This window comes from Clostridium fermenticellae (assembly GCF_003600355.1).
Lineage (GTDB): Bacteria > Bacillota > Clostridia > Clostridiales > Clostridiaceae > Clostridium_AV > Clostridium_AV fermenticellae.
In genome coordinates, this window is the sequence record NZ_CP032416.1 from 1,163,179 (window position 1) to 1,186,301 (window position 23,123).

The 23,123-nt window shown below is 30.6% G+C and carries 25 protein-coding genes; 22 read left to right on the plus strand and 3 right to left on the minus strand.

All coding sequences use genetic code 11. The annotated features are described in order from the left end of the window. Positions 1-23: 23 nt before the first annotated feature. From rsmB to D4Z93_RS13195, 8 genes are all read left to right on the plus strand, one after another. Positions 24-1,349: a 16S rRNA (cytosine(967)-C(5))-methyltransferase RsmB gene (gene rsmB / locus D4Z93_RS05600; protein WP_119971124.1), complete on the plus strand. Its 1,326-nt coding sequence runs from the start codon at positions 24-26 to the stop codon at positions 1,347-1,349. An 8-nt stretch (positions 1,350-1,357) separates the two neighbouring features. Further along, the gene (rlmN, locus tag D4Z93_RS05605; protein WP_119971125.1) at positions 1,358-2,407 is read left to right on the plus strand and encodes a dual-specificity RNA methyltransferase RlmN; all 1,050 of its coding nucleotides are present in this window, start codon (positions 1,358-1,360) and stop codon (positions 2,405-2,407) included. Between the two features lie 3 nt (positions 2,408-2,410). Continuing rightward, positions 2,411-3,115, plus strand: a complete 705-nt coding sequence (locus D4Z93_RS05610) for a Stp1/IreP family PP2C-type Ser/Thr phosphatase (protein WP_119971127.1) — start codon at positions 2,411-2,413, stop codon at positions 3,113-3,115. Positions 3,116-3,128: 13 nt separating this feature from the next. Beyond that, a complete protein-coding gene (gene pknB, locus D4Z93_RS05615) occupies positions 3,129-5,033 on the plus strand; it encodes a Stk1 family PASTA domain-containing Ser/Thr kinase (protein WP_119971129.1) in 1,905 nt (634 codons plus the stop codon). Positions 5,034-5,122: 89 nt separating this feature from the next. Further along, complete coding sequence (rsgA, locus tag D4Z93_RS05620; RefSeq protein WP_119971131.1) at positions 5,123-5,995, plus strand: ribosome small subunit-dependent GTPase A; 873 nt, start codon at positions 5,123-5,125, stop codon at positions 5,993-5,995. 25 nt (positions 5,996-6,020) lie between these two features. Beyond that, complete coding sequence (rpe, locus tag D4Z93_RS05625) at positions 6,021-6,671, plus strand: ribulose-phosphate 3-epimerase (protein ID WP_119971134.1); 651 nt, start codon at positions 6,021-6,023, stop codon at positions 6,669-6,671. Continuing rightward, positions 6,672-7,310, plus strand: coding sequence for a thiamine diphosphokinase (locus D4Z93_RS05630; RefSeq protein WP_119971136.1), 639 nt, complete (start codon positions 6,672-6,674; stop codon positions 7,308-7,310). 71 nt (positions 7,311-7,381) lie between these two features. After that, positions 7,382-7,552 (plus strand): hypothetical protein, encoded by a 171-nt coding sequence (locus D4Z93_RS13195; protein WP_162920220.1) that lies wholly within the window; start codon positions 7,382-7,384, stop codon positions 7,550-7,552. A 168-nt stretch (positions 7,553-7,720) separates the two neighbouring features. Here the strand turns inward: D4Z93_RS13195 and rpmB are convergent, their stop codons facing one another. Then, positions 7,721-7,912, minus strand: coding sequence for a 50S ribosomal protein L28 (gene rpmB, locus D4Z93_RS05635; protein ID WP_119971138.1), 192 nt, complete (start codon positions 7,910-7,912; stop codon positions 7,721-7,723). Between the two features lie 238 nt (positions 7,913-8,150). Between rpmB and D4Z93_RS05640 the strand changes: the two genes are divergently transcribed. The 6 genes from D4Z93_RS05640 to D4Z93_RS05665 all read left to right on the plus strand — a co-directional run bounded on the left by D4Z93_RS05640 (position 8,151) and on the right by D4Z93_RS05665 (position 13,953). Then, positions 8,151-8,501: an Asp23/Gls24 family envelope stress response protein gene (locus D4Z93_RS05640; protein ID WP_119971140.1), complete on the plus strand. Its 351-nt coding sequence runs from the start codon at positions 8,151-8,153 to the stop codon at positions 8,499-8,501. A gap of 15 nt (positions 8,502-8,516) precedes the next feature. After that, a complete protein-coding gene (locus D4Z93_RS05645; RefSeq protein ID WP_119971142.1) occupies positions 8,517-10,175 on the plus strand; it encodes a DAK2 domain-containing protein in 1,659 nt (552 codons plus the stop codon). A gap of 50 nt (positions 10,176-10,225) precedes the next feature. Further along, entirely contained in the window at positions 10,226-12,265 is a 2,040-nt protein-coding gene (recG, locus tag D4Z93_RS05650) for an ATP-dependent DNA helicase RecG (protein WP_119971144.1), read from the plus strand. Positions 12,266-12,368: 103 nt separating this feature from the next. Further along, positions 12,369-12,938, plus strand: a complete 570-nt coding sequence (gene rsmD, locus D4Z93_RS05655; RefSeq protein WP_119971146.1) for a 16S rRNA (guanine(966)-N(2))-methyltransferase RsmD — start codon at positions 12,369-12,371, stop codon at positions 12,936-12,938. Further along, a complete protein-coding gene (gene coaD / locus D4Z93_RS05660; protein ID WP_119971147.1) occupies positions 12,935-13,417 on the plus strand; it encodes a pantetheine-phosphate adenylyltransferase in 483 nt (160 codons plus the stop codon). The genes rsmD and coaD overlap by 4 nt, the downstream gene beginning before the upstream one ends. An 11-nt stretch (positions 13,418-13,428) precedes the next feature. Further along, complete coding sequence (locus D4Z93_RS05665; RefSeq protein WP_119971149.1) at positions 13,429-13,953, plus strand: ATPase; 525 nt, start codon at positions 13,429-13,431, stop codon at positions 13,951-13,953. Here D4Z93_RS05665 and ylbJ read toward each other — a convergent pair. Both ylbJ and D4Z93_RS05675 read right to left on the minus strand, forming a co-directional pair. Then, the gene (ylbJ, locus tag D4Z93_RS05670; RefSeq protein ID WP_119971151.1) at positions 13,936-15,117 is read right to left on the minus strand and encodes a sporulation integral membrane protein YlbJ; all 1,182 of its coding nucleotides are present in this window, start codon (positions 15,115-15,117) and stop codon (positions 13,936-13,938) included. The two genes, D4Z93_RS05665 and ylbJ, sit on opposite strands and share 18 nt — an antisense overlap. Before the next feature lie 122 nt (positions 15,118-15,239). Further along, positions 15,240-16,475, minus strand: coding sequence for a nucleotidyltransferase (locus D4Z93_RS05675; protein WP_119971153.1), 1,236 nt, complete (start codon positions 16,473-16,475; stop codon positions 15,240-15,242). A 260-nt stretch (positions 16,476-16,735) separates the two neighbouring features. Between D4Z93_RS05675 and pta the strand changes: the two genes are divergently transcribed. The 8 genes from pta to D4Z93_RS05715 all read left to right on the plus strand — a co-directional run bounded on the left by pta (position 16,736) and on the right by D4Z93_RS05715 (position 23,117). Next, positions 16,736-17,734 carry a phosphate acetyltransferase gene (gene pta / locus D4Z93_RS05680; RefSeq protein ID WP_119971155.1) on the plus strand — a complete coding sequence of 333 codons (999 nt, stop codon included), beginning with the start codon at positions 16,736-16,738 and terminating at the stop codon, positions 17,732-17,734. Between the two features lie 63 nt (positions 17,735-17,797). Next, positions 17,798-18,994 (plus strand): acetate kinase, encoded by a 1,197-nt coding sequence (locus tag D4Z93_RS05685; protein WP_119971157.1) that lies wholly within the window; start codon positions 17,798-17,800, stop codon positions 18,992-18,994. A 106-nt stretch (positions 18,995-19,100) separates the two neighbouring features. Further along, positions 19,101-19,604, plus strand: a complete 504-nt coding sequence (locus tag D4Z93_RS05690; protein WP_119971159.1) for a YceD family protein — start codon at positions 19,101-19,103, stop codon at positions 19,602-19,604. A gap of 13 nt (positions 19,605-19,617) precedes the next feature. Next, entirely contained in the window at positions 19,618-19,800 is a 183-nt protein-coding gene (gene rpmF, locus D4Z93_RS05695; RefSeq protein ID WP_119971160.1) for a 50S ribosomal protein L32, read from the plus strand. A gap of 47 nt (positions 19,801-19,847) precedes the next feature. Continuing rightward, a complete protein-coding gene (plsX, locus tag D4Z93_RS05700) occupies positions 19,848-20,837 on the plus strand; it encodes a phosphate acyltransferase PlsX (RefSeq protein WP_119971161.1) in 990 nt (329 codons plus the stop codon). A gap of 140 nt (positions 20,838-20,977) precedes the next feature. Continuing rightward, entirely contained in the window at positions 20,978-21,211 is a 234-nt protein-coding gene (gene acpP / locus D4Z93_RS05705; RefSeq protein ID WP_119971163.1) for an acyl carrier protein, read from the plus strand. Between the two features lie 111 nt (positions 21,212-21,322). Beyond that, the gene (gene rnc, locus D4Z93_RS05710) at positions 21,323-22,027 is read left to right on the plus strand and encodes a ribonuclease III (RefSeq protein WP_119971165.1); all 705 of its coding nucleotides are present in this window, start codon (positions 21,323-21,325) and stop codon (positions 22,025-22,027) included. Continuing rightward, complete coding sequence (locus D4Z93_RS05715; protein WP_119971167.1) at positions 22,020-23,117, plus strand: elongator complex protein 3; 1,098 nt, start codon at positions 22,020-22,022, stop codon at positions 23,115-23,117. The genes rnc and D4Z93_RS05715 overlap by 8 nt, the downstream gene beginning before the upstream one ends. Positions 23,118-23,123: the final 6 nt, after the last annotated feature.

Genomic DNA, 23,123 nt, shown 5'->3' on the forward strand with positions numbered 1-23,123 from the left:
ATATTTTAAGAAGAGGTAAAGTGATGAATAATGCTAGAAATATAGCAGTGAATGTACTGAGGAGAGTGCTTAATGAAGGAGCCTATTCAAATATAGAGTTAAAAAAAGAACTCAATTATAAAGACATAGATGATAGAGATAAGGCTCTAATTACTGAAATTGTGTATGGAACTATAAAGTATAAATATACAATAGATACTATATTAAAGAATTATATTAAAAGTGGACTTCAAAAGGTAAATATTGATGTTTTAAATATACTAAGGATATCTATATACCAAATAAGATATTTGGATAAGATTCCGTCTTTCGCTGTGGTAAATGAAGCAGTTGAACTTACAAAGAAAAAAGCGATTAGGAATGCAAAGTTTGTAAATGCAGTTCTCAGAAATTATATAAGAAATATGAAAACCGATTATAATTATGATTCACCAGATTTTGAATTAGCGTTTAAATACTCGTTTTCACCCTGGCTTGTAAAAATGTTCCTGAATCAATATGGTTTTGAAACTACTGAAAATATATTAGCTGGACTAAATAAAACACCGTCTGTGACTGTTAGAGTTAATGATTTAAAAACAGAATATGATAAAGTGTATGAAAGCCTTACAAAAAATGGATATTCAATTAGAGAGGGAAAAATATGTCCTGAAGCCATTGTAATAAGTAAAGGGAAAAATATAGAGGATAATCTTCTATTTAAAGATGGTTTTATAACAGTACAAGATGAGAGTGCAATGCTTGTAGCACCATCTATGGATTTAGAAGAGAATATGACTGTACTCGACTTATGCAGTGCACCTGGTACAAAAACTTCGCATATAGCTGAGCTTATGAAAAATACAGGTAGTATATTTGCATTTGACATTCATGCAAATAAGCTGTCTTTAATAAGACAAAATCTTAAAAGACTTGGTATAACAGATGTAAAATGTATTGAGGCTGATGCAGCAAAATACAATCCAGATTATGAAAAGTTTGGTGACAGAGTACTTGTTGATGTACCTTGTTCAGGATTTGGTATAATATCTAAAAAACCTGAAATTAAATGGACTAAAAATAATGAATCCTTAAAAAGTATTGTAAGGATTCAAAAAGGAATTATTTCAAATGCTGCAAAATATGTAAAACCTGGTGGAAAACTTATATATTCTACATGTACGCTTAATAGGCAGGAGAATGAGGACAACATAAAATGGTTTATAAAAAAACATGCTAACTTTGAAATCGAGCCTTTTTATGTTGGAAAGTTAACCAATATTATATATCATAGAGAAGGATTTATAACTATTTTGCCAGATGAATTTATGGATGGTTTCTTTATTGCCAAGATGATAAGACGTAGGTAGGTGTGGTTATGTATAATATTTTGGATTTTGATATGAATGAGTTAAAGGAATGGATGGAGCAGAATAAAGAAAGCAAATTTAGAGCAAAGCAAATAGTGGATTGGATCTATAAGCAGAATATATGGGATTTTAACGGCATGAAAAATCTTCCTAAATCAACTAAAGAAAAATTAACTAATTCATTTTATATAGATATACCTAAAATTGTCGAGATGTATACCTCAAAAACTAATGATACAGTTAAATTTCTATATGAATTTAGGGATGGAAATGTAATAGAATGTGTTGTCATGAAATATAAATATGGAAATTCTATATGTGTTTCTACTCAAGTTGGCTGTAGAATGGGTTGTAAGTTTTGTGCCTCTACACTGGGAGGAAGAATAAGAAATTTAAGTACAGGCGAAATATTAGCTCAGATATTGAATGCACAATATAAAATTAAAGATAGAATATCAAATGTAGTATTGATGGGAAGCGGGGAACCGTTAGATAACTATATAAATGTGTTAAAATTTTTGGATATGGTCAATTCAAATTATACATTTAATATAGGACAACGACATATAACTTTATCAACATGTGGATTGGTGCCCAAAATTTTAGATCTTGCTGATAAAGAATATCAGTTAACACTTGCGATATCACTTCATGCACCGAATGATAAACTTAGGAAACTTACAATGCCTATAGCGAATGAATATTCTATAAGTGAAATTATTGATGCATGTAAGTATTACATAAAAAAAACTAACAGAAGGATAAGTTTTGAATATGCACTTATAAAGGATTTAAATGATATGGATGAATGTGCTTACGAATTAATTAAATTACTTAAAGGTATGCTGTGTCATGTTAATTTAATACCTATAAATAAAGTGAGAGAGAGAAACTATGAAAAATCATCCTTAAGCAATGTTAAAAGATTTTATGATATTTTAGAAAAAAATGGTATAGAAACAACGATTAGAAGAGAAATGGGTTCAGACATTAATGCTGCTTGTGGCCAACTGAGGAGAAGTTATTTAAAATCTAAAAATGACCTGGAAGGGGTGTAAGATATGGTGGGGATGTTATCCGACGTAGGAAACTTTAGGAAGATAAATGAAGACTATTTAGGATTTCTAAGTAAAAACGAGTGTGATATTTATGTAATAGCCGACGGAATGGGTGGACACAATGCAGGTGAGGTCGCCAGCAAATTGGCAGTGGATACCACTATAGAGTATGTAAAATCTTTAAATTCAATAGATGATATGGATAATGCTTTAGTAGAGGGAATAAAGCTTGCTAATAAAAAAATTTTTGAAGTTTCAAAGAGTGGCGAAAGATTACGAGGTATGGGGACAACTATAACTGCCTGTCTTGTAAAAGATAAGGATATGGTAGTAGCAAATGTTGGCGATAGTAGTTGTTATATATTGAAAGAAGATGGATTAGTAAAAGTGACTAAGGATCATTCTCTTGTTCAGCAGCTTGTAGATGAAGGAAGTATAACAGAAGAAGAAGCTGTAGATCATCCTAATAAAAATATAATAACAAGAGCTTTAGGAACTAATATTTCTGTGGAAATAGACACCTTTGATGTAAAATTGAATGATATAAAAAAAGTTATTTTATGCACAGATGGATTATCTAATGATGTAAGTTTAAGTGAAATGTATGATATAATATTGAAAAATGATAATGAAGATGCATGCAAACAACTTGTTGAACTTAGTAAGTTAAAAGGTGCAAGAGACAATATATCAGTTATTGTATTTTAAGGAGAGTGTAAAGATGATAGGTACTATGCTAGGGAATAGATATGAACTGTTAGAAAAGATAGGAGAAGGGGGTATGGCTTTAGTTTACAAAGCTAAATGTCATCTTCTAAATCGTTTTGTAGCAGTCAAAATATTAAAAAAACAATTTTCAAATGATAGTGATTTTGTTAAAAAATTTAAAAGAGAAGCAACGGCGGCGGCAAGTCTTTCTGATAATAATATAGTAGATATTTATGATGTAGGAACTCAGGATGATATAAATTATATAGTAATGGAGTATATAGATGGTAAAACTTTAAAGCAGATAATTACACAAAATAAGAGAATAAACACAACTAGAGCTGTGAATATAGCTATTCAAATATCAAAGGCTTTAGCATGTGCACATAAGAATAATATTATACACCGTGATATAAAGCCGCATAATATTATGGTTACGGATGATGGAGTAGTTAAAGTAACAGACTTTGGCATAGCTAAGGCATCTAATTCAGTAACGATTACAAATTCGAGTAAAGTTATGGGATCTGCTCATTATTTTTCTCCAGAGCAGGCCAAAGGAAGTTTTGTAGATTTCAGAACTGATATATATTCCTTTGGTATAGTTATATATGAAATGGTTACTGGAAGAGTGCCATATGATGCAGATAGTCCTGTATCTGTAGCATTAAAGCATATACAGGAGCCAGTAGTTCCTCCAATAGAAATAAATCATGATATCCCTCAAAGTTTAAATAAACTTATACTGAAAGCGATTGAAAAGGAACCTGTAAACAGATACCAAGATATAAAGGATATGCTGACTGATCTTAGAAGGATAGAAAAGAATCAGGATTTTAATATAAGTATAAGTGACTTGGATGATGATATGACCAGAGTTATGGATCCGATAGTTATGGATGATGATAAAAACAAAAATTATAATGATAAAGATGATCTTGAAGATGATGATGAAGATAATAATGAAGATAACGATATCGAAGATGCATCCAAATTTAAAAATTTGAATCCAAAAAAGAAAAAAAGAATACTTATGGCTGCAATAGGATTGTTAGTCGTTGTAATAGGTGCAGTTACGGGGTATTTTGCATTTGGCAAATATTTTGATGCATCTGCAAAAGAGGTTTCAGTACCAAATGTAGTTGGTATGAAACAGAATGATGCTAAAAAAGCAATAGAAGATAAAAAATTAAAATTTGTCTTAGCGGGAAAGGAAAAAAGTAGTCAACCTGAAGGAACTGTAATAAAGACATATCCTTCCTCAGGAACAAAAGTAAAGGCGAATTCTGAAGTTAGAGTTAGTGTTAGTTCTGGGCAGGATAATTTGAGTGTTCCTAATGTAGTTGGAGTTGATTTGGGATCTGCAAAGGATATTATAACTAGTAGTGGGCTTAAGGTTGGAAGCATAACTTATAAGTATAGTGATAGTACTCAAAGTGGTTATGTTATAAGTCAGAGTCCGGAATCTGATTCAAATGCCACATCGGACACTGAGGTGAGTATTGTTGTAAGCAGAGGACCACAGATTAAAAATGTTACAGTACCAGATGTAACTGGAAAGGGTGTGGATGAAGCAGCTAGTATTTTATATGGATCTGGTTTTAAAGTGTCTAAATCAGCAATAACTACCAATGATAAGTCTCAAGATGGAAAGGTTGCAAGTCAATCAATAAGTGGTTCTGCAAGACAGGGGTCAACCGTCAATCTTAATTACTACCAGTATAAGGAACCAACAACCACACCATCAGATGTAAATAATTCTAATAATAATGGCGGAAATAATGGCGGAGACAGTAATAATGATAATGGTGGAAATGATGGTGAAAATGGTAATGATAAAGGTAATGGTAATGGCAATAACACTAATACTGATCCGAATAATAACAATCCAAGCAATCCATCAAAGAATAAACAATAGTTAAATGTGTTAGTGCTTCAAGTAATAAAATTACTTGAGGCCTAACTTTTTATAATGAAATGTGTGAACTATATAAATTAGGAGGTTATATGCAGGGTATTATAACAAAAGGAATATCAGGTTTTTATTACATAGAAGTTGATAAGAAGATAATAGAATGTAAGGCGAGAGGTAAATTTAGATATAATAGTCTTGTGCCTATGGTTGGTGATAATGTCGAAGTATCCATAAAAAATGGAAAGGGAGTTATTGATAAAATATATCCGAGGAAAAATAGACTTATAAGGCCAGCGGTTGCGAATGTGACTCAGGCACTATTGGTTGTTGCACTAAAAAATCCTGATGTAAATTTAGATTTGATTAATAGGCTCCTTTTAAATTGTGAATATAATGGATTAAAGGTAATTGTCTGTTTTAATAAACTGGATCTTGTAGATATGAGGAGTCAAAATATAGAAGATGTGGTAGATATGATAAAAAGTTGTGGATATAAAACAATATTTTTGAAAGCAAAAGATGGATATGGTATAGATGATATAATTGATATATTAGATAATAATGTTACTGTATTTTGTGGAGCTTCAGGTGTTGGTAAATCAACTATATTAAATGCTGTTGTTGGTAAACAATTAATGGAAACCGGGGATATAAGTGAGAAACTAAAAAGAGGAAAGCATACGACAAGACATAGTGAGATTATAGAAGTGAACAATGGATTTGTGGTTGATACTCCAGGTTTTTCATCGATAGATATAGATTTTATGGATAAGTTAGAATTACAGAATTATTTTCCTGAATTTATAGATTATATTGGTGGGTGTAAATTTACAGGTTGTATACATTATAAAGAACCATCATGTGCAGTAAAAAAAGCGGTTGAAGATGGAAAGATAAATGCCAGGCGGTATGAATTTTATATTAAAACATTAGAAAGTATAATAAATAAAAGTAATAAGTGGTAGTGTACATTATAAGGAGGAATAAAAAATGATAAAGATAGCACCATCAATATTATCAGCTAATTTTGCAAGGTTGGGTGAAGATATTGAATTACTTAATAAATCGAGAGCGGACTGGATTCATATAGATGTAATGGATGGAATGTTTGTTCCTAATATATCTTTTGGAATTCCTGTAATAAAATCTATAAGAAAGATTACATCTCTTCCATTTGATGTACATCTTATGATAGAAAAACCAGACAGATATATAGAAGACTTTGTAAAAAGTGGTGCGGATATAATAACTATACATTATGAAGCGGATAAACATTTGGATAGGACTATAAACTATATAAAAAGTTTTGGAGTTAAAGCAGCTGTAGCATTAAATCCGGCGACTCCAATAGAAAGTATAAGATACCTTATTCCTAATTTAGATATGGTGCTTATAATGTCTGTAAATCCAGGATTCGGGGGACAAAAATACATAAGATACTCATCAGATAAGATAAGGGAACTTAAAGAAATGAAAGATAAGTTTAATGAGAATTTATTAATTGAAGTAGATGGTGGAATCACAATGGAAAATGTAGAAGAAGTAGTTAAAAATGGTGCTGATATAATAGTTGCTGGTTCAGCTGTATTTAAGGGCGGTAACATTAAAAAAAATATAGAGAATTTAAGGGGAGATCTTTAGATGAAGGTAGTTATTTTATCTGGAGGGAATGCACCATCAATTGATTTAATTGAGGAAGAATTAAAAGATTCTTCCATTTTAATATGTGCAGATAGTGGTGCTAATGTGCTTTATAAATATTCCATAATCCCGGATTATTTGATGGGAGACTTTGATTCTATAGATGAAAAGGCATTTAGACATTTTGATAATTGTAAAGAATGTTCTGTTGAAAAGTTTCCACCGGAGAAAGATTTTACAGATACGGAATCGGTAGTTGAAAAAGCCCTTAGCTTTAATCCTGATGAAATTGTACTGCTTGGCTGTACTGGAACAAGAGTCGATCATATGCTTGGAAGTATTGGCATGCTTTTAAAATGTTTAAAGGAAGGTGTTAGGTGTTACATAAAGGATGATTTTAATGTTATTTGGCTCACTGATAAATCTGTAAAACTTAAAGGGAAAAGGAAAGATACATTTTCACTTCATGCATATTGTGACAGAGTTGAAGATTTAAGCATATATGGTGCGAAATACAAACTTGATAATTATTTGCTTAAAATTGGAGACAGTAGATGTGTGTCAAATGAGTTTTTAAATGAAGAGGTTGATATCACTTTTTCAAGTGGATTGTTGCTTGTGTTTTATAGTAAAGATTAAGTGAATTTTATTTGTAACACTATTATGACATTCTTCATATAATAGTATAGAGTAATTATATAGGATAGTATATGTCAAAAAAATATATTATAAAGAAAATTAAAGAAAATTTGGGCTTTGTAACTATGGCTGTTGGCATAGGCATTATAGTGACAATTGTTTTGCCTATTTGGGGCTGGATAATTGTTGTAGGTGTAACGCTTATTTATGTTGGATGGTACCTGATTCAAAATCATAAATAAAGAGGTGTGATTGATTTGAAAATAGTGACTATAAGGCTTCCTAAAGTTCTATCTTCCATAATAAAATTTTTCAGAAGAAAAAAATAAGTTATGATAACATAAATCATTGAAATATTTCTATGGAAATAAAAAAATGCAATTGCTTTTGTCAATTGCATTTTTTATTTATTATATGGCACGTTGAACCTTTCCTGAACGAAGGCACCTTGTACAAACATGCATAGTCTTTGGTGTTCCATTAACTATAGCTTTAACTTTTCTTACATTTGGAGCCCAAGATCTCTTTGACTGACGATGAGAATGACTGAACTGTACTCCGAATACAACGCCTTTACCACAAATTTCACATTTTTTTGACATCTAAAACACCTCCTTCGAAAGTTTTAAATAAACTTCCTTTTCAATTCAAACATTTATTATTTTACCACATAGTCATTGATAAGTGCAAGTCACGATATATACTAAAGTGTGAAAATAAGAATAAATAAGCTTACAGTTGTAAATTATCAAGATAAGGGTGGTAATTTTATTTCCTTGAATAAATTTTTTATTTAATATAAAATATGTAATATGGTAGTTGTATTAAGGAGGGTTAATTATGATATGTAATATCAATAATGAACACGGTTATATTGATTACTCGGAGGACGTTGTGGCTAATATCGTAGGTATTTCCACTATGGAATGTTATGGAGTAGTAGGTATGGCTTCTAGAAATGCTAAAGATGGACTTTGGAAATTGATAAAAAGTGAAAATTTAAGTAAAGGAGTAAAAGTTCGTTGTAAGGACAATACATTACTTATAGAGTTATATATAATAGTAGAATATGGAACTAAAATATCAGTAATATGCAATAATGTAATTCAGAAAATAAAATACAATGTAGAAAATTATACAGGAATTAAAGTTTCAAGTATAACAGTAAATGTGCAAGGTGTTAGAGTCTAGGAGGTAATTCAGTAAATGGAACACTTAAAGATAAATGGAAAGTGCTTTTACAATATGATAATCAATGCGAGCAACAAATTGAATTCACAGAGGGAGTATGTAAATTCATTAAATGTTTTTCCAGTTCCAGATGGGGATACAGGAACTAATATGTCTATGACACTTAGAAGTGCAGCTTTAGAAATATCTGGTATGGAGAATAAAGGTATTTTTGATATAGCGAAAACTGTTTCCAGAGGTGCGCTTATGGGTGCAAGAGGTAATTCTGGAGTAATACTTTCACAGATACTAAGGGGTATAGCAAAAGGATTAGAAGGGAAAAACGAGGTTTGCTGTAGTGAGTTTGCTCAAAGTTTGGTTGAAGGTTCAAGATCAGCATATAAAGCTGTTATGAAACCTACCGAAGGAACAATACTTACAATAATAAAGGCTGCGGGTGAAAAGGCTCAGGAGTTTCAGACTCAAGATATAACAGTACTTATGAAAGAGGTATGTAAACATTGTGAGGATATGTTAAATAAAACACCTGATATGCTTCCGGTTTTAAAAAAGGCTAAGGTTGTAGATGCTGGTGGTATGGGATTACTCTTTATTTTAAAAGGTATGTATCAAGTTTTAGAGGAAAATACAGATGAATTACTTTATATTAATGATGAACTGGAAAATACAGTTAAACATGTTTCAAGTAAATTAGATGATCATGATATAAGATTTGGATATTGTACTGAATTTTTTATTAAATCAAGTGATGCTGATGTAGAGGCCTTAAAATGCAAACTGAAGACTGCTGGAGATTCAATGGTAGTAGTTAAAGATGATAATATAATAAAAGTACATATCCATACAAATAACCCTGGATGGATTTTATCTGAGGCTATTAAGCTTGGTGAATTATCAAAAATAAAGATTGACAATATGAAAGAACAGCATAGAAATTTACTTGATATAAAGGATAGAGGCCCGGATATAAAAACTGAAAGTAAAAATATAGAAAAATCTAAAGGTGATTGTGATGTAAAAAAATATGCAATTATTTCAGTTTCAACTGGTTCGGGAATAGAAAATATATTTAAAGATCTTGGGGCAGACAATGTAATTGAGGGTGGCCAAACAATGAATCCAAGTACTCAGGATATATTGAAAAGTATAGATAGTATTAATGCTCAAAATATATTTATTTTACCCAACAATAAAAATATAATAATGACAGCTAATCAGGCATGTGGATTGACGGATAAAAATGTAAAAGTTATACCTACAAAAACAATACCCCAGGGTATTGCAGCAATAACCTGTTTTAATGAAGATTTGGATTTAGATAGTAATGTAGAATCTATGTTGGGAGCTATAAATAAAATAGCAAGCGGCTCTGTAACTTTTGCAGTGAGAGATACCCAAATTGATGGAAAAGATGTAAAGAGTGGAGATATGCTTGGAATTATAGAAGGTAAAATAGAGTATGTAGGTAAAGACAGATATCAAATATGTGAAGATATTATTTCAAGTATGGTAAATGAAGAAAGTGAACTTATAACTATATTATATGGTGAAGACTGTGATAATGAAACTGTAAATAAACTTGTATCAAAATTAGAGGAAAAATATCCTCAACTTGATGTACAATGTTATAATGGGGATCAGCCTATTTATTATTTTATAGTGTCTGTAGAATAAAATAAAAAAGCCTGTAATTGGGCTTTTTTTTGTTAGGTGGTGTTTTTTATATGAATATATACGATAATATAAATGTTTTAAAGGGAGTAGGCCCAAAGACTACTGAAATTCTAAATAAACTTTTTATATTTAATATTATGGATTTGCTGTTATACTTTCCTAGAGATTATGAAGTGATTTCACTTTGCAGAAATATAGATAATAATAAAACGAATCAAAAAGTTATAGTAAAGTGTAGGGTGCAAAAGATAGAAAGGGATATAAGAACTAAGTCAGGCAAAGTAATAACCACTATATTGTTCAATAGTGGCAGTAATTATTTTAAAGGTAAATGGTTTAATCAGCCATACATGAAGAATAATTTTAGATTAAATAATACATATACTATTTCAGGAAAAATGGAACAGTTCAATCATGAATTATTTATAATGAATCCTAAAGTATTAAGAGAAAGGTTACCAGATAATGCCGGGCAAAGAATAATACCAAAATATACTCTTAAATCGGGAATAAGTAATAATAGTATAATGAAATTGATAGCTTATTTATTGAGTAATATAAAAATAGAGGAAAATCTACCCAAGAGCTTAATAGAAAAGTATAAATTATTGGATTTAGATACTTCTATAAGAACAATACATAACCCGGATAATTTCAAGAAATTAAATCAAGCTAGAAGAAGGCTTAAATTTCAAGAACTATTTACATACTCACTTAAATTACTGATGCTCAAGAGAAGAACTTTAAATGTCAGTGGTATGGGGTTTAGAATAGCCGATGACTTAATTAAACTCAAAAATAGTCTCCCGTATCCTCTTACTAAAGCTCAGAATAAAGTTATAAGAGAAATATTGATGGATGAAAAGAGAGAAAAGACGATGAGTAGACTTGTACAAGGTGATGTTGGAAGCGGTAAGACTATAGTCGCACTTATAAGTATATTTAATGTTATAAAGAATGGATATCAGGCATGTTTGATGGCACCGACAGAAATACTTGCAAAGCAGCATTTTATAGAGGCCGAAAAGCTGTTTGAATCCTTCAATATAAATATAAAACTCTTGACTGGAAGTACCGGTAAAAAGGAAAAGGATCGAATAAAGGATTTACTTAAAGTTGGAGAGATTGATTTTGTAGTAGGTACACATGCTCTTATTGAAGATGATGTTGAATTTAAAAGGCTTGGAATAGTTGTGACAGATGAACAGCATAGATTTGGAGTAATGCAGAGAAGTAAACTTACAAATAAATCTCGAAATGTGGATACTTTGGTTATGACTGCAACTCCTATTCCAAGGACATTAACATTATGCCTATATGGTGATTTAGATGTGTCCATAATAGATGAGTTGCCTCCTGGAAGACAAAAAATAGAAACGCGTTATGTGAGTAAAATAAATAAAGATAAAGCTTATAATTTTGTTTTGAGTGAAATAGAGAAGGGAAGACAGGCATATGTAGTATGCCCACTGGTACAAGAAAATGAGGTACTTAATATAACTTCTGTAGAGGAATTATTTAATGATCTAAAAAATAAATATTTTAAGGAAGAATCAATAAAGATGCTTCATGGGAAAATGAATTCTAAGGAAAAAGAAAAAATTATGGAAGAGTTTAAGACTGGAAAAGTAAAAGTTTTAATATCAACCACAGTTATTGAGGTTGGAATTAATGTTCCAAATGCAACTGTAATGGTTGTGGAAAATGCTGAAAGATTTGGATTGTCACAATTACATCAGCTTAGAGGAAGAGTAGGAAGAGGAAAATATAAATCATACTGCATACTTATTCCAGATGTTAAAAATGACATAATAAGGAGAAGGATGGAGATAATGGAGAGCAGTAATGATGGATTCTTTATAGCTGAACAGGATCTAAAAATACGAGGCGGAGGAGAAGTATTCGGTTTTAAGCAGCATGGAGAAGATGAATTTTTGATTTCAGATGTGGTAGAGGATATAGGAATATTTAAATTTGCAAATATTGAGGCTAAAAGGCTTATTATGAGTACAGATGAGAGAGATCTTAGGATAAAAGAACAAATACTAGATAAGCTTGAGAAAACGTCAAGGTTTATTTGTTTCAACTAATAATTTTATGAAATTCTTTGTATAATGATAATAGATGTGTTAAAATGTTATAGAAATTATCAAAATTTTATTTAAAGCTGTAACTAAATAGGGAGGAAGAAATATGAGAATTATTGCAGGTCTTGCAAAAGGCAGGAAAATCATATCACCAATTGGAGCAAATATTACAAGACCTACTTTAGATAGAGTAAAAGAAGCTATGTTTAATATAATTCAAATGAGAGTATATGGTTCAGAAGTTTTGGATATGTTTTCAGGTACGGGAAGTCTTGGATTGGAAGCTGCAAGCAGAGGATGCAAGTTGTGCTATCTTGTGGATCAGGATCCTCAAACATATTCTTTTCTTGTTAAAAATGTTGAGAACTTGAAATTTAAAGATATATGTACATGTGTTAACATGGATTCATATAAGGTTCTTGAAGAATTTCAGCGAAAGGGAACAGTGTTTGATATAATATTTATAGATCCGCCTTATATGAAAAATATGATACCACCGGCTGTAGAATCAATTGATCAAAAGGGATTGCTTAAAAAAGATGGAATAATAGTTACAAAAATAGATACTTCAGAAAAATTGTATTATGGTAATTCAAGGATAGTATTAAGCAATTATAGGAAATATGGAAACACAACAGTATGTTTTTATCAGTATGAGGAGGAGAACCAAAAATGAAAATAGCGGTTTATCCGGGTAGTTTTGATCCTATAACGAATGGCCATTTGGATATAATAAAAAGGGCATGTAAAGTGTTTGACAAGGTAATTATAGGAGTACTTGTAAATCCAAATAAAGCAGGTTTGTTTACTATTGATGAAAGGGTCGAACTTATAACGAAAGTTGTTAAAAATATACCAAATGTTGAAGTTGAAAGTTTTAGTGGACTTTTGATAAATTTTATGAAGAAAAAGGAATCAAAGATAATAATAAAGGGTCTGCGCGCTGTTTCTGATTTTGAGTATGAATTGCAAATGTCACTTATGAATAAAAAACTGGATCCCGAAATAGAAACTGTATTTATGATGACAAGTGCGATAAATTCTTTTTTGAGTTCCTCTGCTGTAAAACAAGTTGCAATATTTGATGGATGTATTAAAGATTTAGTGCCGGATGAAATTATACCTTGTATATTTAAAAAAATAAAAGAACTTTAGGAGGAAAGAAAATGGATGTTATAAAATTATTAGAATATCTTCATGAAATTTTAGAGACATCTGCTAAGGTTCCTATGACAGGAAAAGTAATATTAGATAAAAATGAAACTTTAGAAATAGTTGAAAAAATTATAAATTATCTTCCTGATGAATTGAAAAAGGCTCAATGGATAGTTGAGGAAAAAGAAAGAATATTAAATGAGTCTATTCAAGAAGCGGAAAATTTAAAAAAGGAAAACTTAGTGTTTTTGAGAAAACAAGTTGAAAATCATGATATAACTAAAGAAGCTACAGAAAGAGCAGATAAGATAATAGAATCTGCTAAAAAGAATGCAAAATCTATTACTTTAGGGGCAAGGGATTATGCCGACGAAATATTAAATGAATTGGATAGAGAGGTAACTGAAAAAAAGAAGCAGTTACTTTTAAATTTGAAAAGTGAACTGCAGGGTTTTTTAGTTGAACTTGATTCAAGTATAAAATTCAAAACTGATGTAATAAAACAAAATATAAAAGAATTAAGAGATATGAAATAAGGATCTTAGTTTACTTAATATCCATGGGATTAAAAACAGTATATATATAAGTAATATAAGATTTTGTGTACTATAATGGTTGCAGTCGGCGTTATTATTGAAACTACTTATAATAGGCAAACTGTGATAGAAGAATATCTTATATAAAAATATGGTTATTAAGGAGCATATAACACCCTGAATAAGTTTTCTAAAAACATATGTCTTCATAGATATATCGAACTTATAGGTGAATGAATATACCTGTGAAATTATGGATAAGCCACTGAAGGTAAATAAAAAACTTATAATTGCTATTTTATATAACAGCGACAGACTGGTCTCTGAAATTAAATTGCAGCCATTGGTCATTTCTATTATTCCAAGTATAAAGCCCTGAATTGCATCTAATGGTATTTTTGTTATATTGTTAATAGTATTTGATAATATATGAAATAATATATTGTTTTTAATTATATTGTTTGCTACAGAGAATAAAGTCACAAATCCTCCTATTGATAAACAGTTCTTTATGGAACTTTCTACACTTGATTTTAGCACATTTCCAATGTTTTGCTGCGATTTTACATTATGAGGATGTAAGAACGTATCCTTTAAGACAACACCATCTGAAGGAACTATGAAAGCCATAGCTATACACGAGAGTATATTTGATAGAAGCAGTATATAACCTATTGAGTCATTTTTTAACATTGATATGCCAACTGAGCCTAATATGAACAAAGGGCTGCCATTTGAGGCTATGTTTATAAGTCTCTCGCAAGTCTTCGTATTTATTATCTTATTTTCATATAATTGACAGGCATATTTTGCACCAAGTGGATAGCCGCAAAGTACACTTACTATAAGGACAAAACTGCAGTTTATAGGAAGTTTTAGGGGTTTACAAATAAACTTTCCAAGTAACTTAGAATATATATGCACTCCGTCGTAAGCCATTATAATATTGCATACAATTAAAAATGAAAAAAGGGATGGAAAAACCTTATAAAAAAATAAAGATGCCCCAGATATTACGCCATCGATACATAGCTTCGGAGTTATTATAATTTGAATTATAATAAGTGAAAAAATTATGGTTATAACTATATTTTTGTTTTTTAGTAAAATGGCTAAAAGTACAATTATAATAAATATTAATATGTAGAATATTGAATTTAACATTAAGTACCTCCATCTTTAATTTATAAATTTTATCGTATGTCTTTTGATATAGATATATAAATAAACATATAAATATATTCCTCTTATTTTAAATAATGGAGGTTCTACAAAATAACGGCGTGTTAAATATATTTTATTGGACTTATAAGATAATCAGAAGCAGCATTTATATTTTTGTTTATTAAGCTATAGACTTTAGTGCTCTGCACATCAATAGCAAGTGAATCATTAATATTGTTTGGAAGTTTAGTATAGATTGGCACTGCAGAATTAGATTTCATTTCTTTTAATATTTTTAATCCGGTTTTATTAAAACCAAGAACCCGTGCATATGAACATTTGGATTTTCTTATAAAGTCGGTATTCCACTTTTCAAAACCGATAAAAAATTGACACAATATTCTGCTTATACGTGTATATGTATATCTCTTTGTTTTTGATTTGTCAATCAAATCTTTTAAGCTAGTTGCTTCATTTAAAAATTTAAATATCCTGTTTTCAATTCCTTCTGATACATCGGGAATATTTTTTATATAATTTGTGCCATCCAAAAAATATTTATATTTTATATATTTTAAAATTGAATTACTAAAAACAAATTCATATTGATTTTTTTTCAGATTTTCCAAAGAATAGTATACATTATCAGGCAAAAATTTTTTTAATCCACCTAATGAAGAAAAATTTTTAATATAATTCCTTATTGCGGTTGCACTTGAAATATCTTGATTCAAAGATGTGCTGTTATAGCCTTCACCTATTCTTTTTATTGTAAATGGTTTTATACTGCTTTTTAATTTTAATATATTTTTACAGTATTCTATACCAAGTATGTTATTTGATGCTTGCAATAAGTTGTCTAGATTAATATTGTTAAGCTCAGGGTACTCAGTATTGTGGTTATTTAAAAATTCAATAAGAGCTTTATTTCTTGCACCTGGATAAGACAGACCAAGTGATAATTTATGTTTTAATAATATTTTATATTCATTATTTTCAAAAGATAAAATTTTGGCTATAGAAATTAGTGGCTCAATTTTTCCAAGCTCGCTTCCGAAACATATATTGTTTATTGTACCGATACTGTCTAAAAGGCTTAAAGCGCCATATGCAAAAAATTCAGCGGATGATAGACTGTATACAACGGGAAGTTCAAGAACTAGATCAACACCATTTTTTAAAGCCATTTCTGTTCTATTCCATTTATCTATTAAAGCTGGTTCGCCTCTCTGAACAAAGTTGCCACTCATGATAGCTACTATGCCATCTGATTTACATATTTCTCTCGTTTTTTTTATATGATAAATATGACCTTTGTGAGGAGGATTAAATTCTACGATAATTCCAGTAACATTCATACAAAACACCCCTATACATTGATATTAATCTGTGAACTTTCAAATGTCAATCTTTGAGTGGTTACTAGATGTAATACAAGTTTAAATGATTTTTTACTTTTAATATAAATAATATCAATTTTATTGAGAATAATATACAGTATATTTGATTTATTCATACAATTCTCTAATTAAAGGAATTTATTTTTTTTATTGAAAAATGTGCAGAAAAAGGATTATAGTATAAGTGTATGTAAATTTATTTATAGGGGGAAACGAACATGGAACTTATGAACGAAATTTGGAAAAAAGCAAAAGCAGATAAGAAAAGAATTGCTCTAGCAGAAGGAGAGGAAGAGAGAAATCTCAAAGCTTGTTCAAAAATATTAGAAAATGAATTGGCTGATATAGTTTTGGTAGGTGATAAGAAAGTAATAGCTGACAAAGCCCAAAAGTTAGGTGTGAATGTCAGTGGAGCAGAAATAGCTAATCCTCAAACTTCGGAAAGGGCTTCGGCATATGCGGAGGCATTTTATGAACTTAGAAAGAAAAAAGGAATGACTTTAGAAAAAGCAGAAAAGATAGTAAAAGATCCTCTTTATTTTGCAACAATGATGATTAAACTTGGAGATGTAGATGGAATGGTTTCTGGTGCTATACATACTACAGGTGACTTATTAAGACCGGGATTACAAATTGTAAAGACTGCACCTCAAACATCAGTAGTTTCAAGTATGTTTATCATGGAAGTGCCAAACTGTGATTATGGAAAAAATGGTATGTTGTTATTCGCAGACTGTGCTGTAAATCCTCAACCAAGTGCAGAGGAATTAGCATCAATAGCTATAAGCACTGCCGAGACAGCAAAAAGTCTTTGTGGAATAGATCCCAAAATTGCTATGTTATCATTTTCAACAAAAGGAAGTGCCAGTCACGATTTAGTTGATAAAGTTACTAAGGCAACTCAGATTGCTAAAGAAAGTAGGCCTGATTTGTCGATAGATGGAGAATTACAGCTTGATGCTGCTATAGTTAAGGAAGTTGCAAATTTAAAAGCTCCTCAAAGTGATGTAGCTGGAAAAGCTAATGTTTTAGTATTTCCGGATCTTCAAGCAGGAAATATTGGATATAAATTGGTTCAAAGATTTGCTAAAGCTGAAGCTATAGGACCTATATGTCAAGGTTTCGCTAAACCAATAAATGATTTATCAAGAGGTTGTAGTGCAGATGATATAGTAAATGTAGTGGCTATTACTGCAGTCCAAGCGCAGGCCAATTAGTTGTAATACTGTTACAGCTATAAATTTAAATATAATATGGTTCAATGTGAAAGGAAGATATAAATGAAAATATTAGTAATCAACTGCGGAAGTTCATCTTTGAAATATCAATTGATAAATATGGAAGATGAAAGCGTATTAGCAAAGGGACTTGTAGAGAGAATAGGAATTGAAGGTTCTGTTTTAACACACAAGGTAAATGGAGAAAAGGTTAAGATCGAGCAGCCAATGGAAGATCACAAAATAGCAATCAAATTGGTTCTGGATGCACTTATCGATGAAAAACATGGAGTAATTAAAGATATGTCTGAAATATCAGCAGTAGGACATAGAGTTGTACATGGAGGAGAAAAATACGCAGAATCTGTTTTAATAGATGATAATGTTATGAAAGCAATTGAAGATTGTGTAGATTTAGCACCTCTTCATAATCCACCTAACATAATAGGAATAAATGCATGTAAAGAACTTATGCCGGATACACCTATGGTTGCTGTTTTCGACACTGCATTTCATCAAACTATGCCGAATTATGCTTATATGTATGCATTACCATATGACTTATATGAAAAGTATGGTATAAGAAAATATGGATTCCATGGAACTTCTCATAGGTTTGTATCAAAAGAAGCTGCTAGAATGCTGGGAAAAGATTTAAGAGATCTAAAGATTATTACATGTCATTTGGGAAATGGTGCAAGTCTTTGTGCAATTAAAGATGGAAAGTCTATAGATACTACAATGGGATTTACCCCACTTGCAGGACTTGTTATGGGAACTAGATGTGGAGATATAGATCCTGCTGTTGTGACCTTCCTTATGAATAAATTGAATATGTCAGCAGCAGAAATTGATAAATTAATAAATAAAGAATCAGGTGTATTAGGACTTTCGGGATTAAGCAGTGATTTTAGAGATTTGGGAGAGGCTCAGGAAAATGGAAATGAGAGAGCCAAACTTGCGTTAGATGTTTATTACTATAGAGTAATAAGTTACATAGGACAATATGTTGCTGCTTTAAATGGAGTTGATTGTATTGTATTTACTGCTGGTCTTGGAGAAAATGCAGCAGATGGAAGAGAAAGAATTTGCAAGGGATTAAAATATTTAGGAATAGAAATAGATGATGCCAATAATTCCTCTGCAAGAGGAAAAGCTATGGAAATAAGTACATCAGCTTCTAAGGTTAAAGTACTTGCTATACCAACAAATGAAGAACTTATGATAGCAAGGGATACAAGGGCTATCGTGGAAAAATAATTATTTATATTATTGTTTACATAGGATTCTGCAAATCAAATAAATCTTGACTTTTAATGCCCATCTCTATATAATAAATTGTGGCTAATGTATAGAGGTGAGCATTATGAAATTATGTGTATCAGATTTATTAGAAAAAGAAGTGTTTGAAAAAGAGCTCCATGTTAATGTGGAAAAAGATAGCCTCAATGATGGAAGCGAAGATATCAAATTGCTTGAACCAATTAAATTAGATGGGATTTTAAGTAAAGCAGGAGATATCATTGAATTAAATGGTGCGGTACATACTGTTTTAGAACTCACTTGTTCAAGATGCTTAGAAAAGTTTAGTTATATCGTAGATATTCCTATTAAAGAAAGATTTGAAAACGCTGAAAAGGACAATAAAGATGATGATATTATTTTTATAAGTGATAATGCAATAGATATCATAGAAGTATTAGAAAATAATATAATATTGATGCTGCCAATTAAAAGATTATGTAAGAAAGATTGTAAAGGGTTATGTCAGCATTGTGGGACTAATTTAAATTATTTCACATGTAATTGTAAAGATGATGATATAGATCCTAGATTGGCAAAACTGAAAGAGATGTTTTCGACTGATTAAGGAGGTGTTTATTGTGGGAAATCCAGCAAGAAAATTTTCAAAAGGAAGAAGAGATTCAAGAAGAGCTCAGACTTTTAAAGCGAGTTTACCAGGAATAGTTGAATGTCCTCAATGTCATGAGATGAAACTTGCACATAGAGTATGTAAGAATTGTGGATATTATAATGGCAAGGAAGTTGTTTCAACTGAGAAATAGGAAGAAAGTCATATGACTTTCTTTTTTTGTTACAGGGGGCATGTTATATGATAATAGCTGTTGATGGAATGGGAGGAGATTTTGCACCTAAAAGTGTAGTTGAAGGCTGTATTATGGCCTTGGATGAATTTGATGCAGATATAGTAATTACTGGCAAGGAAGAAGAATTAAAAAGAGAACTTACTAATTATAATTATACCCGCGGTAGAATTCAGCTTGTAGATGCAAGAGAAGTTATAGATACAAATGAAGCACCTGTTATGGCTATTAGAAAGAAAAAGGATTCTAGTTTAGTTAAAGCAATTAAACTTGTCAAAGATAAAAAAGCTGATGCAGTGGTTTCAGCAGGAAGTACTGGAGCATTTATGGCAGGTTCTACTTTGATACTTGGAAGAATAAAGGGTATTGACAGAGTTGCACTAGCACCAATATTGCCCGGAAAAAATGGAACATTTATGGTAGTAGATGCAGGCGCAAATGTTGACTGTAAGCCTCAATATTTAGTTCAGTTTGCATTGATGGGAAAATTATATGTTGAAAATATATTAAATATAAAAAACCCATCTGTAGGACTTGTAAATATAGGTGTAGAAGCAGAAAAAGGTAATGAACTTACTAAAAATGCATATAATATGTTAAAGGATACAGAACTTAATTTTATAGGAAATGTTGAACCGCGAGATGCTTCAAATGGTGATGTGAATATTTTAGTGTGCGATGGTTTTGTTGGCAATACTATATTAAAGATGTATGAGGGCGTTGGCATGAATCTGTTCAGGATGATAAAAGATGAAATTTTAAAATCAAACAGAAATAAACTTGGAGCACTCCTGCTTAAGCCAATGTTCAAGGATTTAAAGAAAAAGTTTGACTATACTGAGTATGGTGGAGTGTGCTTTTTAGGAGCCAATGGTATATGTGTGAAAGCACATGGAAGTTCAAACAGCAAGGCATTTAAAAATGCGATAGGTAATGCCGTTATATGTCATCAAAATGGAATTACAGGTATTATAAAAAAACAGTTAAGTGAAAAGTAGAATAATTAAAAAAATACTATTAATATAAAATACTGTTAATATTAAATATTTTAATATAATAATTTTAATACTATTTTATATTGACGGTGTAACCGTTATGTAATATTATTTATTTATAAAGCTTTTAGGAGGTGAAGACTGTGATATTTGAAAAGGTTAAAAGTATAATAGCGGAACAGCTTGGTATTGATGAAGGAGAAATTACTATGGAATCATCATTTGTTGATGATTTAGGTGCTGATTCTTTAGATGTAGTTGAATTGATAATGGCTCTGGAAACAGAGTTTAATTTGGAAATACCTGATGAGGATGCTGAAAAAGTAACTATTGTTGGGGATATAGTTGATTACATAAAAGCTCATACAGAAGAGTAATTTTAAAGTCCCGTTTATGTACGGGACTTTAAGTTTTTAAAATGTAGTTTATTCTTGAATATGTTAATATTTAGCAAATTGAAGAATAAACTTCAAAAAGGAGTTTATTTAATGAAGAGAGATACATATGTATTAGATGATTTGGAACTAAAATTAGGAGTAATATTTAGTGATAAAGATATATTAAAAACTGCTGTCACCCATAGTTCATATGCTAACGGGAATAAAAATATAAAATTTAATGAGAGGCTTGAGTTTTTAGGAGATGCTGTTTTGCAAATTTGTATATCGGAGTATTTGTTTTTAAATTATACAAATAAAGCAGAAGGTGAGCTTACAAGAAAAAGGGCACTTATAGTGTGTGAAAATTCGCTTTATGAAGTTGCTAAAAATTTGGGCGTAGGCAAGTATATAAGAATGAGCAAAGGAGAAGAACTAACTGGTGGAAGAGAAAGAGTATCTATACTTGCGGATTGTATGGAAGCTATAATTGCTGCAATTTATATAGATAAAGGCATTGAACAGGCAAGAGTATTTGTTATGTCTAATTTTAAAAATATAATAGAGAAAGCAATGCTAAATAAGATAATTCTTGATTATAAAACAAAACTTCAAGAAATTGCCCAAAAAAATGGATATGTAGATATTGAATACAATCTATTAAAATATGACGGACCTCCTCATAGAAGAAAATTTTATACACAAGTTTTAGTGAATGAAAAAATGCTTGGTAATGGAACTGGATATAGTAAAAAAGAAGCAGAACAAAATGCAGCAAGATGCGCACTTGATAATATGGAGGAAGAAGATGAGTAAAGGTCATTATATAATACCGATTTTTGTTCCTCATGAAGGGTGTCCTCATAATTGTGTATTTTGCAATCAAAATACAATTACAGCGAGTGCACAAAATGTACAAAATGTAGATGCAAAATTCACAAGAAATATTATAGAAGAGTACCTAAAGACTATGAATCATGATGAGTCTACTATAGAGGTATCATTTTTTGGTGGTACTTTTACAGCAATAGATATTAATAAGCAGAATGAATTGCTTGAAGTGGCGAAGTATTATAAAGATGGAGGATATATAGATTATATACATCTTTCAACCAGACCAGATTATATTGATGATGATATACTCAAGAATCTAAAGAAGTATTCTGTTGATGTAATAGAACTTGGAGTTCAATCTTTAGATGATGAAGTTCTTAAAAAATCCGGAAGGGGACATTCTGCTAAGGATGTGAGAATAGCTTCTGAACTTATAAGACAGTATGGATTTTGTCTGGGACATCAGATGATGCTTGGACTTCCAGGAGATAGTTTTGAAAAGGATATTGAGAGTATCAAAATGTCTATAGCTATGAAACCAGACATATATAGGATATATCCAGCTTTGGTTATAAAAGATACTCCCATGGAAAAAATGTATAATCAAAACATCTATAAGCCATATGAGTTGTATGAAGCTGTAAATATATGCAGGGTATTATATATTATGCTTCTTGCAAGTAATATAAATGTCATAAGAATAGGACTTCAGCCAACAACAGAAATAAATGTTGGAGGTGAACTTATTGCAGGACCTTTTCATCCTGCCTTTAGAGAGCTGGTTGAGGGAAGGATATATAATGAGTGCTTATATAGTAAAATTGCAGCGAGTAATAGTGATGATGTTATTGTTTATATAAACAGCAGGGATATCTCAAAATTATATGCAGATAAAAAGAAATTTTTTAATGACACTATGAAACAAATAAAAACAAAAAATGTTAAGATTATACAGGATGATTCTGTTATGCGTGGTAAATTGATTTTTAATATGGGAAAAGAGTGCAAAAAGGTGTCAATATATAAGTATATTATAAAAAAGTATAAAGAAGGAAATGAAAACATTTTATAGAAATAT

What these genes read in the sequence shown, in the direction of transcription:
- pta (WP_119971155.1), top strand. Translation starts at nt 16,736, where the DNA reads ATGGAACTTATGAACGAAATTTGGAAAAAAGCAAAAGCAGATAAGAAA.
- rsmD (WP_119971146.1), top strand. Translation starts at nt 12,369, where the DNA reads ATGAGAATTATTGCAGGTCTTGCAAAAGGCAGGAAAATCATATCACCA.
- coaD (WP_119971147.1), top strand. Translation starts at nt 12,935, where the DNA reads ATGAAAATAGCGGTTTATCCGGGTAGTTTTGATCCTATAACGAATGGC.
- rsmB (WP_119971124.1), top strand. Translation starts at nt 24, where the DNA reads ATGAATAATGCTAGAAATATAGCAGTGAATGTACTGAGGAGAGTGCTT.
- D4Z93_RS05665 (WP_119971149.1), top strand. Translation starts at nt 13,429, where the DNA reads ATGGATGTTATAAAATTATTAGAATATCTTCATGAAATTTTAGAGACA.
- D4Z93_RS05685 (WP_119971157.1), top strand. Translation starts at nt 17,798, where the DNA reads ATGAAAATATTAGTAATCAACTGCGGAAGTTCATCTTTGAAATATCAA.
- rsgA (WP_119971131.1), top strand. Translation starts at nt 5,123, where the DNA reads ATGCAGGGTATTATAACAAAAGGAATATCAGGTTTTTATTACATAGAA.
- plsX (WP_119971161.1), top strand. Translation starts at nt 19,848, where the DNA reads ATGATAATAGCTGTTGATGGAATGGGAGGAGATTTTGCACCTAAAAGT.
- D4Z93_RS05690 (WP_119971159.1), top strand. Translation starts at nt 19,101, where the DNA reads ATGAAATTATGTGTATCAGATTTATTAGAAAAAGAAGTGTTTGAAAAA.
- D4Z93_RS13195 (WP_162920220.1), top strand. Translation starts at nt 7,382, where the DNA reads ATGTCAAAAAAATATATTATAAAGAAAATTAAAGAAAATTTGGGCTTT.
- pknB (WP_119971129.1), top strand. Translation starts at nt 3,129, where the DNA reads ATGATAGGTACTATGCTAGGGAATAGATATGAACTGTTAGAAAAGATA.
- D4Z93_RS05675 (WP_119971153.1), bottom strand. Translation starts at nt 16,475, where the DNA reads ATGAATGTTACTGGAATTATCGTAGAATTTAATCCTCCTCACAAAGGT.
- ylbJ (WP_119971151.1), bottom strand. Translation starts at nt 15,117, where the DNA reads ATGTTAAATTCAATATTCTACATATTAATATTTATTATAATTGTACTT.
- rpe (WP_119971134.1), top strand. Translation starts at nt 6,021, where the DNA reads ATGATAAAGATAGCACCATCAATATTATCAGCTAATTTTGCAAGGTTG.
- recG (WP_119971144.1), top strand. Translation starts at nt 10,226, where the DNA reads ATGAATATATACGATAATATAAATGTTTTAAAGGGAGTAGGCCCAAAG.
- rlmN (WP_119971125.1), top strand. Translation starts at nt 1,358, where the DNA reads ATGTATAATATTTTGGATTTTGATATGAATGAGTTAAAGGAATGGATG.
- D4Z93_RS05610 (WP_119971127.1), top strand. Translation starts at nt 2,411, where the DNA reads ATGGTGGGGATGTTATCCGACGTAGGAAACTTTAGGAAGATAAATGAA.
- D4Z93_RS05640 (WP_119971140.1), top strand. Translation starts at nt 8,151, where the DNA reads ATGATATGTAATATCAATAATGAACACGGTTATATTGATTACTCGGAG.
- D4Z93_RS05630 (WP_119971136.1), top strand. Translation starts at nt 6,672, where the DNA reads ATGAAGGTAGTTATTTTATCTGGAGGGAATGCACCATCAATTGATTTA.
- D4Z93_RS05645 (WP_119971142.1), top strand. Translation starts at nt 8,517, where the DNA reads ATGGAACACTTAAAGATAAATGGAAAGTGCTTTTACAATATGATAATC.
- D4Z93_RS05715 (WP_119971167.1), top strand. Translation starts at nt 22,020, where the DNA reads ATGAGTAAAGGTCATTATATAATACCGATTTTTGTTCCTCATGAAGGG.
- rnc (WP_119971165.1), top strand. Translation starts at nt 21,323, where the DNA reads ATGAAGAGAGATACATATGTATTAGATGATTTGGAACTAAAATTAGGA.
- rpmB (WP_119971138.1), bottom strand. Translation starts at nt 7,912, where the DNA reads ATGTCAAAAAAATGTGAAATTTGTGGTAAAGGCGTTGTATTCGGAGTA.